The following is a 10,664-nucleotide window of genomic DNA, read 5'->3' on the forward strand; positions in this document are numbered from 1 at the left end:
CAGCCTGTTGCAGCCATGAACCCGGCCCTGTGTGACAATCGGGACAGGACAGGGGGTTCAGGATGACGAGCGGTTGGCGCCGGTGGTGCCGAGGCATCGCGGGAATGGGGCTGCTGCTGATGGCGTTCGCCACGGCGGCTACGGCCCTCGACATGGCGGAAACACCGCGCCTGCGCCGTTTCGGTGCAGCTGAAGGCATGCCCTCGCGCATGGTGCTGGCGCTGGCCGAGGACCGCCAGGGCCATATCTGGGCGGCCACCGATGGTGGCCTGGTGCGCTATGACGGCGGCAACCTGCGGGTCTGGGAACATGATCCGGAGCAGCCGGGCTCGCTGCCCGGCAACGAGATCGAGACCCTGCTGGTCGATCCCCTGGACCGCGTCTGGGTCGGCATCAATGGCAAGGGCGTGGCCCGGCTGGATGCCGACCGCGAACGCTTCAAGACCTTCGATGCGGTCAACGGCCCCTGCATGAGCCAGTTCTGGACGCTGGCCTACGCCGAGGATGCACTGTGGATCGGCACCAGTGGCCATGGCGTCTGCCGTTTCGGTGAAGACGGCAGCCTGCGCTTCTTCGAGCATGATCCGGCCCGTCCTGGCGGGTTGCCCAGCAATACCATCTACAGCAGCCTTGTCGACGCGCAGGGGCGACTGTGGATCGGCACCGAGGCGGGCATTGCGCGCTGGAACGGGACTGGATTCGAGGCTGTCGCGCCGCGCGAACTGGGGGCGCTTAGTGTATTGCGGCTGAGCCGCGACCCCGATGGCTCGATCTGGGCCGGCAGCCAGAATGACGGCCTCTACCGTATCGACGCGCAGGACCGGGTCAGCCGTCCGCGCTGGGCCGACAGTGCACACCTGCGTTCGGCACTGGTGCTGGCCGATCGCCAGGGCGGTTACTGGGCGGGCACCTCCGATGGCCTGTTGCGTGGAGATGCCAGCATGCTGCGGCGGCTCGACGGCGACCGCGGCAGTGGCTTCCTCACTGCTCAGAGCGGTGTGCTTGATCTGATGCAGGACCATGAGGGCGGATTGTGGGTGGCGCTGCTGACCCAGGGCCTGGCCTACCTGCCGCCGGACTGGCGCCGGTTTTCGATCTGGAACCAGCTTGACGGCAAGCCGCTGGACAGCCAGTACCTGCTGAGTGCAGCCAGTGATGGCCGGAATTACTACGTCGGCTCAGCGCATGGCGTGTACCAGCTGGACGCGCAGGGAGTACTGAAGTTGCTGGCCAGCGATCGCGAGATCGGCAGCGGGGCGGTGTGGTCGGTGCTGCCGCGGCCGGACGGGCGCCTGTGGCTGGGGCGTGCCGGCCGCATCAGCGTGTACGACCCGGCCACCCGCGCGCTGCACGATTGGCATATCGATGGGGGAGCCGATCTGCGCCAGCGCATCGATCTGATGCGGCAGGCCCCCGATGGCACGGTCTGGCTGTCGGTGATGAACCTGGGCCTGCAGCAGCGCAGCGCCGATGGCCGCGTGCTGCGTAGTTACCCGCTGGAGGATCTCCGCAAGACCGCCGATTCACCTGTCGAGCAGATCCGCTTTGATGCCCAGGGCAAGGCCTGGGTGATGGGCGACATGGGGATCTGGCGTGAACAGGCCGGGCGCTTCGAAGCGGTGCCGGGCGTTTCGCGCGGGTTGATCTACGATCTGGTGTGGGTGGATCCGCAGCAGCTGTGGCTGGCCCGGCAGGGGGCGCTGGAACGCTACCAATGGGATGGCATGAGCCTGCGCCTGATCCAGCGCATCGATGGCAGTGCTGGCGTACCCTCGGTCAGCATGGGAGGACTGGCGCTGGCCGAAGACGGCCGCCTGTGGGCGACCACGCCACGTGGCCTGCTGCGGTGGGACCCGAAGACGCGCCGCCTGCAGCAGTTCAACGAACGCGATGGCCTGCCCGACGCCGAGTTCACCAGCAGGCCGCCGGCGGTGAATGCCGATGGTCGCGTGCTCGCGGTGGCCCAGACCGGCCTGGTCGTGTTCGATGTGAATGCTGCCGATGTGGTGCTGCCGCCGTCGTCGCTGGTGATCGCCGAGGTCCGCGTGCGGCGCGATGATGCCCGTGGCTGGCAACCGCTGCCGACCACCGGCACGCTGTTGCTGGGGCCGGATGATCGTGATCTGCAGATCGATGCGCGACTGCTTTCCTATGCCAATCCGCAGGGCAACCGTTACCGCTTCCGGGTGCAGGGCTACGACCAGAACTGGGTGGAGCAGGGCGGTGACGGCCAGCGCACGCTGTCGCGGCTGCCGACCGGCAGCTACGTCATTGAAGTCCAGGCGGCAACGGCCAGTGGCACGTGGACGCCTTCACAGCGGTTGCAGGTGAAGGTGCTGCCACCCTGGTGGCGCAGCGGCATGGCGATCTTCGGCTACCTGCTGATCGGCTCGCTGCTGCTGCTTATCCTGGTGTGGTCGATCCGTGCGCGCCTGCGCCGCCGCCAGCAATGGCAGTTGACCGTGCACAAGCAGCAACTGGCAGAGCAGGCCTCCCAGGCCAAGAGCCGGTTCCTGGCCACGCTGGGCCATGAGGTGCGCACGCCGATGACCGGTGTGCTCGGCATGAGCGAGTTGCTGCTGGCCACCCCGCTGGATGCGGTGCAGCGCAGCTATGCAGGCTCGATCCAGCAGGCTGGCAGCCACCTGCTGCGGCTGGTCAATGACGCACTGGATCTGGCCCGCATCGAGGCCGGCCGGCTGGAGCTCGACCTGCGCCCGTTCGATCTGGCTGGCCTGCTCGACCAGGTGCAGGCGTTGATGGAGCCGATGGCGAAGCAGCGCAACCTGGGGTTCCAGCGTGGGGGCGATCCGCTGGGGCCGATCAGCGTCAGCGGCGACGAGATGCGCGTGCGGCAGATCCTGCTCAACCTGCTGGGCAATGCAATCAAGTTCACCGAGCGCGGGCACGTCGGCCTGGCCGTGCGCCTGGAAGAGAACGGTGGCGGACTCTGCTTCGAAGTGCATGACACCGGCCCGGGCATCAACGCCGAGCAGCAGGACCGGCTGTTCCATCGCTTCGAACAGGCGGACGGCCCGCGCACCGCGTCGCGCTATGGCGGCAGCGGGTTGGGCCTGGCGATCTGCCAGGAGCTGGCCGTGGCCATGAACGGACGCATCGAAGTGGACAGCCAGCCGGGCAAGGGCGCGCGATTCCGGGTGTGGTTGCCGCTGCCCTGGATCCGGCAGGCCGCCAATGCGCCGGGCGAGTCGCCGGTGCTGCCGGTGCTGCCGCCGCTGCGCATCCTGCTGGTGGAAGATGACGCGACCGTGGCCGAGGTCATCGCCGGCCTGCTGCGTGGCCGTGGCCACGACGTGGTGCATGTGCTGCATGGCCTGGGCGCGCTTTCGGAGATTGCCACCGATGGTTTTGACGTGGGCCTGCTCGATCTCGATCTGCCCGCGCTGGACGGCACCGCCATCGCTCGCCAGCTGCGTACCATGGGCTATGAACTCCCCTTGGTGGCGGTCACCGCGCGCTCCGATGCCTACGCCGAGACCCAGGTCCTGGCGGCCGGGTTTGATGGCTTCCTGCGCAAGCCGGTGACCGGTGACATGCTGGTGACTGCCATTGCCCAGGCGCGCGCAAAACGACAAGCCGCCCTTTGAATGCGCCAGCGCCGGGCGTGAACGGCGCGACTTTCGGTTTACCATGCCGACGCCCGTAGTGCGGGAATCATCAGAAGCAGCGTGAGGAGGCAATCGGTGGTGTATCTGCGGGCGGCGATGCTGCTGCTGGTCCTCCTGTGCTGCCTGTCGCCCGCTGCGGCGCAGCCGGTGCCACCGAGCCCGCGCCAGGTGACGGTGTTCGACGGCTTGCCGTCCAATACCGTGAACCGCATGGCCGAGGATCGTTACGGTTACCTCTGGATCGCCACCAACGACGGTCTGGCCCGCTACGACGGGCGCAACTACCGGATCTGGCGCTCGGAAGACGGCCTGCGCGACAACCGCATCTGGACGGTGCTGGTCGATGCCCGCAACCAGCTCTGGATCGGCACCGAGAACGCCGGTCTGGTACGGATGTCGGCCGATCGCCGCCAGCTGCATTTCTACGACCGCAGCAGCCAGCCGTTGATGGGCACCAACACGGTCTGGAGCCTGGCCACCACGCCGGATGGTTCGGTCTGGTTCGGCACCCACGAAGGTGGTCTGTACCGCCTGGACAACCAGGACCGGCTGCAGCGCTTCCTGCCCGAAGCGAACAACCCACGCAGCCTGCCGGCCGCATCGGTGCCCTATCTGGCAACCCTGGCCGATGGCAGCCTGTGGATCGGCACCAAGCATGGCGTCGCGCGCTGGACCGGCACGGACTTTGAACGGGTTGGTGCCGGCATCGTTCCCAGCCTGCTGATCAATGGCCTGACGGCCGAGCCCGATGGCAGCCTCTGGATCAGCACGATGGCCGGTGCCATCGTGCGTCGTCCCGATGGTCGTTTCGAGGCACCGTCCTGGAAGCTGCCCGAAGGCGAACAGGTGCTGGGCATGATGCTGCGCGACGAGCAGGGCGGGCACTGGCTGGACACCCGCACCGGCCTTGGCCGCGCGGTCGATGGCCAGTACCAGGCCGTGCCGCTGTACAGCGCGGTGGCGCGTGGCCCGGTGCGCCCGAACTGGACCGGCGCCTACGAGGATCGCGAGGGGGGCATCTGGCTGGCCAGCACCAACGCCGGCCTGTGGCACCTGCTGCCGCGCTGGTGGCAGTTTTCGGTGCTGTCGCGGCTGGAGGACGACCCGCGCTCGCTGCGCAATGCCTTCGTGCTGGGTACCAGCCCGTCCAGCAACGGCGGCATCTGGACGGTCGGCAGCCACGGCGCGCTGGACCGCTTCGATCCGAAGACCGGCCGCATCGAACAGCACCGCACCTGGGTCAACGGCATGCACTGGCTGACCTCGGTGCGCGAGGATCGCCGCGGCCAGGTCTGGATCGGCTCCAACGACGCGCTGCTGCGCTACGACCCGAAGCGGCGTGATCTGCGCCGCTGGGGCCGGGATGCCGGCGCCGACGCGACCATGGAAGGGGTCATCGAATCGATGATGACCTGTGATGGTGACAGCCTCTGGCTGATGCTGCCGTCGGGTCTTCAGCAGCGCGATCTGGATGGGCGCCTGCGGCGCCAGCTGGACAATGGCCAGCGCGGATTGCAGCAGGGCCAGCTCAATCTCGATGTGGAATGCGGGCCGCAGGACCATATCTGGCTGGCCAGCAGCCGAGGCCTGCTGCAGTGGCTGCCGGAAAGCGAGCGCTTCCAGCCGGTGCCGGGCGCACCGGCGACCGCGATCCATGCACTGCACGTGGGCAGCGATGGCCAGGTCTGGCTGTCCGAGGATGGCCGCCTGTCGCGCTACCGCTGGAGCCAGGGCCGGCTGGAGCGGCAGGCCGTGATCGGTGCCGAGCAGGGCTACCCGGCGATCTCCGCTTCGGGGCTGGTGGTCGATGCACAGGGGGTGGCGTGGGCAACCAGCGCGCGTGGCCTGGTGCGCATCGGCGCCGATGGCCAGAGCGTGCGCCTGTATGGCGTGCATGACGGCCTGCCGAGCCAGGAATTCCGCGAGCACACGCTGGTGATGTCGGGAGACGGCCATCTGGTGGCGGGTACGCCGGCCGGTGTGGTGGTGTTCGACCCGGAGCAGGTGCGGCCCTCGATGCGGCGTGCGCCGCTGGTGATCGAGCGGGTGGAGGTGCGCCGCAACGAGCAGGTGCTGGACCTCACCCACGACACGCCGTTGCAGATCGCCGATGGCGACCGCGATCTGCGCATCGTCGCGCGCCTGTTGTCGTTCGCCGATTCGGCGTCCAATACCTATCGTTACCGGTTGGCCGGCTATGACCCGGACTGGGTGGAAGTGGGACCGGCCGGTGAGCGCCTGTTCTCGCGGCTGGCACCGGGCAGCTATCGGCTGGAAGTGCAGGCGCGGTCGGCCGACCATGTCTGGTCACGGGTGCAGAGCCTGGAATTCCGCGTGCAGCCACCGTGGTGGCGCAGCCTGTCCGGCCTGCTGGTGCTGGCCTCGTTCGCGCTGCTGCTGACCAGCTGGTTCGCCTGGCTGTACCGTCGCCGCCTGCAGCGTCGCCACGCCTATCAGCTGGCGCTGCACAAGCAGGAGCTGGCCGAGCAGGCGTCGGCGGCCAAGACCCGCTTCCTGGCCAACCTTGGTCATGAGATCCGCACGCCGATGACCGGTGTGCTCGGCATGAGCGAGCTGCTGCTGTCCTCACCGCTGGATCCGCAGCAGCGCGGCTATACGCAATCAATCCGCCACGCCGGCGAGCACCTGCTGCATCTGGTCAACGATGCGCTGGACCTGGCGCGGATCGAATCGGGCCGTCTGGAGTTGCAGTCCAAGCCGTTCTCGCTGAGCTGCCTGCTGCAGGACCTGGCGGCGCTGATGGGCCCGTTGGCTGCACAGAAGGGCCTGCGCTTCACCCTCGACAACCAGTTGCCGCCCGGCCTGCAGGCCACCGGCGACGCGATGCGGGTACGGCAGATCCTGCTGAACCTGCTTTCGAATGCGGTCAAGTTCACCAGCCGCGGCACCATCACCCTGCACGCGCGCAGCGACGCCGAGCTGCGATCGCTGCATTTCGAAGTGCGCGACACCGGCCCCGGCATCAGCCAGGAGCAACAGCAACGCCTGTTCCGCCGCTTCGAGCAGGCCGATGGTGCACGTACCGCGGCGCAGTATGGCGGCAGTGGCCTGGGCCTGGCGATCTGCCGCGAACTGGCGCATGCGATGCACGGGCGGATCCAGGTGGAGAGCCAGCTCGGTCGCGGCACCTGCTTCGGCGTGACGTTGCCGTTGCCGATGGTGGTCGATGCCGATGCCGAAGCAGATGGTGAAACGCACCGCGAGGACGCGGCCAACATGCCGCCATTGCGGGTACTGCTGGTGGAGGACGACGCGACTGTGGCCGATGTAGTGCGCGGGCTGCTGAGTGCGCGCGGGCACGAGGTGGTACATGCGGGCCATGCGCTGGCGGCACTGCGTGAGATCAGTGCCGGTGATTTCGACGTCGGCCTGCTGGATCTCGACCTGCCGGGCCTGAGCGGCTTCGAGCTGGCCCAGCATCTGCGCAACCAGGGCTACATGCTGCCGCTGCTGGCGGTGACCGCGCGTACCGACCCGGACCTGCAGCAGCAGGTGGAGGCGGCCGGCATCGGCGGCTTCCTGCGCAAGCCGGTGACCGGGGAACTGCTGGTGGAAGCGATTGCCAGGGTGATGGGAAGGTAGGTTCGGCAGGGCCTGCGGCCCTGGTACACGCCATCGCATGCGCGCTGTCGCTCCCACGCTTCGCTGCGCGAAACGCGGGCCCCTCTTACCAGCGCCCATACCCCCGCCGCTTCGCGGCCGCCCCCTGACTCAGGGGGCTCTCCTCCAGACCCGTCGCGGTCTCCAGTAGATCCACGCCATGCGTGGACGAATCTCTGTCAGATATCAAAATGGATCTGACCCCATGTACATTTCGATATCTGACCGATGTGTCGACCAAGGTCGACACCCACCAACAGCAGCGCCCATCTGTCAGAGGTGGGGCGGTGTCGGATTGCGGGGTGTCAGCCGCATGGATGCGGCTGCCAAGCCTACAGGGACGTACTTGCGGCGTCCCCGCAATCCGTCACCGCCCCGCCATTCCACGGAATGCCCGCTTTTGACGCTGACGTTGATTCTGCGGGTGCAGGGTGCAACCCTGCCGAACCCCCTCACTCCGCGACGTGCTCGACCTGCCGTGGCTCCGGCTTGGTGTCCGGCAGCTGCCAGAAGATCATCGTCGAGGTCAGGGTGATCGCGCCCACGCACAGGAACGTCGCATGCAGTGCCGCGGTGGCGCTGTTGCTGTCCAGGTGATTGCCGAACGCGGCCAGCAGGCTGCCGGCCGCCGCGGCACCGAAACCGGCGGCGAGCATCATCACCATCGACAGCAGGCTGTTGCCGGAACTGGCGAACTCGCGGTCCAGATCCCGCAGCGTCACGGTGTTCATCACGGTGAACTGCAGTGAATTGACCGCGCCGAAGAACGCCAGCTGCAGCAGGCGCCAGGCCAGGTGCTGTCCGGGCGTCATCAGGATGAAGCTGGCCATCGCCAGGCCCACCAGCACGGTGTTGACCATCAGCACGCGGCGGTAGCCGTAGCGCTCGACCAGCTTCACCGCCAGCTTCTTCGACACCATGCCGGCCGCCGCCACCGGCACCATCATCAGGCCGGCGTTCATCGGGCCAAGGCCCAGGCCGACCTGCAGCAGCAGCGGGATCAGCATCGGCATGGCGCTGCTGCCGATGCGCGAGAACAGGTTGCCAAGGATGCCGATGCGGTAGCTGGGCACGCGGAACAGGGCCAGCGAGAACAAGGGCGCGGTGGAGTTGGCGGCATGCAGCCAGTAACCGACCAGTGCGGCCAGGCCGGCCACGGTCATCAGCATCACCAGCGCATGTGGCGTTCCGAGCCCGGAGATGCCGTCCAGCGCCAGCGACAGCACCACCATCGCAAAGGCCAGCATGATGTAGCCGCGCAGGTCGAAACGGGTGCGATGGCTGGCGTAGTGGTCGGGCATGATCTTCATCGCGGCGATGAAACCGATCACGCCGATCGGCAGGTTGATCAGGAACACCCAGTGCCACGACGCGATCTCGACCAGCCAGCCACCCAACGTCGGGCCGATCAATGGGCCGACCAGCGCGGGGATGGCGATGAAGCTCATCGCGCGCAGGAAGTCCTCGCGTGGCACCGAACGCATCACTGCCAGGCGACCGACCGGCAGCAGCATCGCACCGCCGATACCCTGCAGCACACGTGCCCCAACCAGCTGGTGCAGGTGCTGTGCCAGCGCGCAGGCCAGCGAGCCGAGGGTGAACAGGATGATCGCTACCAGGAAGGTACGACGCGTGCCGTAGCGGTCGGCAATCCAGCCGGAGGCAGGGATGAAAGTGGCCACCGCAAGCGCGTAGCTGAACACCACCGACTGCATCTGCAGCGGGCTTTCGCCCAGGCTGGCCGCCATCGCCGGCAAGGCCGTGTTGACGATGGTCGAGTCCAGCATCTGCATGAAGATCGCCAACGAAACCAGCCACAGCAGGGGGCGCTGGCGGTTGTAGGTCGATGGCGATGTGGACATGGGGTGTGGCCGGTGCAGCGTGGGGGAGGTCATGATCGCGCACTGCGGGTCACGGCGCGATCAACATCGCGCCGCAACCGCATGGGCATTGTTCAGCGCTGGCTGTGCGCGTGCACCGCGTCGACCAGCACCTGCACGTGCGCCGGGTCCATGTCCGGCGACATGCCGTGGCCGAGGTTGAACACATGGCCCTCGCGCGAGCCGCCGTTGCCGGCGGCATAGGTGTCGAGCACGCTTGCTGCTGCGGCGGCGATCGCATCCGGCGAGGCGTACAGCGTGGTCGGGTCGAGGTTGCCCTGCAGGGCAACGCGACCACCGGTGCGGCGCAGCGCTTCGTCCAGGTCCAGCGTCCAGTCCAGGCCCAGTGCATCGGCACCAGTCTGCGACAGCGCCTCCAGGTGCAGGCCGGTGCCCTTGCCGAACAGGATCAGCGGCGTGCGCTCGTTGCCTTCGCCACGCTCCAGGCCCTGGGCAATCCGCTGCAGGTAGCGCAGCGAGAACTCGCGATACATCGACGGCGACAGCACGCCGCCCCAGGTATCGAACACCTGCAGTGCCTGTGCACCGGCCGCGCGCTGCGCGCCGAGATAGGCGATGACCGCCTCGGTGGTGACCTCCAGCAGGCGGTGCAGGGCCTGCGGGTGGTTCAGCGCCATCGCCTTGATGCGCGCAAAGTCCTTGCTGCCGCCGCCTTCCACCATGTAGCAGGCCAGCGTCCAAGGGCTGCCGGAGAAACCGATCAGTGGCACCTGGCCATCCAGCTCGCGGCGGATCAGGCGCACCGCGTCCATCACGTAGCCCAGGTCCTGTTCCATGTCCGGCACCGCCAGCCTGGCGATGGCGGCTTCATCACGCACCGGGTGGCGGAACTTCGGGCCTTCGCCTTCGACGAAGTACAGCTCCAGGCCCATCGCATCGGGAATGGTGAGGATGTCCGAGAACAGGATGGCCGCATCCAGCGGGAAGCGGCGCAGCGGCTGCAGGGTGACCTCGCAGGCAATCTCCGGATTCTTGGCCATGGCCAGGAAGCTGCCGGCCTTGGCCCGGGTCGCGCGGTATTCCGGCAGGTAGCGTCCGGCCTGGCGCATCAGCCAGACGGGGGTGCAGTCCACCGGTTCGCGGCGCAGGGCGCGCAGCAGGCGATCGTTGCGGAGAGGGCTGGTCACGATGGGCATTCCTTGGACGAAAGTTGGCAGCGGCGTCAGTCGCCGTGCGAGAGGATCTGGAAACCGCGATGCAGTTCGGCATCGCGGGCCTTCTCGAAGGCATGGCGGGCTTCGTCGGCCTGCAGGAACAGCTCGCGCCGCAGCTGCGAGCGGCTGCCGACGCGACCGCTCTCGCGCAGCAGTTCCCAGCCGCCGAACAGATCCGGCTGCAGGCTCAGGCGCAGGAAGCGCGGTGCCTGCGCACCGGCGTCGGGATGTTGCAGGTAGACGTGCATGGCGCCGATTGTAGCGGGGCCAGGGTGACCCCGGCCGCAACGCGGTGGTGCCGGCCGCTGGCCGGCAATCCTGCCGCGCAGCCCGGTAGTGCCTGTCTCTTATACACATCT

Annotated in this window: 5 protein-coding genes; 2 read left to right on the forward strand and 3 right to left on the reverse strand. The window is 67.8% G+C overall.

Features of this window, described 5'->3' with window-relative positions:
* The first annotated feature begins 62 nt into the window (after nucleotides 1–62).
* Together AC5O77_RS13010 and AC5O77_RS13015 are read left to right on the forward strand one after the other, a co-directional pair.
* Nucleotides 63–3,608: a hybrid sensor histidine kinase/response regulator gene (locus AC5O77_RS13010; protein WP_478058152.1), complete on the forward strand. Its 3,546-nt coding sequence runs from the start codon at nucleotides 63–65 to the stop codon at nucleotides 3,606–3,608.
* A gap of 96 nt (nucleotides 3,609–3,704) precedes the next feature.
* Nucleotides 3,705–7,232: a hybrid sensor histidine kinase/response regulator gene (locus AC5O77_RS13015; protein WP_478058153.1), complete on the forward strand. Its 3,528-nt coding sequence runs from the start codon at nucleotides 3,705–3,707 to the stop codon at nucleotides 7,230–7,232.
* A gap of 470 nt (nucleotides 7,233–7,702) precedes the next feature.
* On the opposite strand, the gene mdtD is transcribed toward AC5O77_RS13015, so the two are convergent.
* From mdtD to AC5O77_RS13030, 3 genes are all read right to left on the reverse strand, one after another.
* Entirely contained in the window at nucleotides 7,703–9,112 is a 1,410-nt protein-coding gene (mdtD, locus tag AC5O77_RS13020; protein WP_010482759.1) for a multidrug transporter subunit MdtD, read from the reverse strand.
* Between the two features lie 92 nt (nucleotides 9,113–9,204).
* The gene (gene hemE, locus AC5O77_RS13025; RefSeq protein WP_478058154.1) at nucleotides 9,205–10,287 is read right to left on the reverse strand and encodes a uroporphyrinogen decarboxylase; all 1,083 of its coding nucleotides are present in this window, start codon (nucleotides 10,285–10,287) and stop codon (nucleotides 9,205–9,207) included.
* Nucleotides 10,288–10,313: 26 nt separating this feature from the next.
* Nucleotides 10,314–10,553, reverse strand: a complete 240-nt coding sequence (locus AC5O77_RS13030) for a WGR domain-containing protein (protein ID WP_032127800.1) — start codon at nucleotides 10,551–10,553, stop codon at nucleotides 10,314–10,316.
* Between the last annotated feature and the right edge of the window lie 111 nt (nucleotides 10,554–10,664).

The organism is Stenotrophomonas sp. INTA L402-1 (assembly GCF_059295135.1).

Bases quoted from the DNA above. Each gene is read 5' to 3' on its own strand.
- AC5O77_RS13010 (WP_478058152.1), top strand. From the start codon at position 63: ATGACGAGCGGTTGGCGCCGGTGGTGCCGAGGCATCGCGGGAATGGGG.
- mdtD (WP_010482759.1), bottom strand. From the start codon at position 9,112: ATGTCCACATCGCCATCGACCTACAACCGCCAGCGCCCCCTGCTGTGG.
- hemE (WP_478058154.1), bottom strand. From the start codon at position 10,287: ATGCCCATCGTGACCAGCCCTCTCCGCAACGATCGCCTGCTGCGCGCC.
- AC5O77_RS13030 (WP_032127800.1), bottom strand. From the start codon at position 10,553: ATGCACGTCTACCTGCAACATCCCGACGCCGGTGCGCAGGCACCGCGC.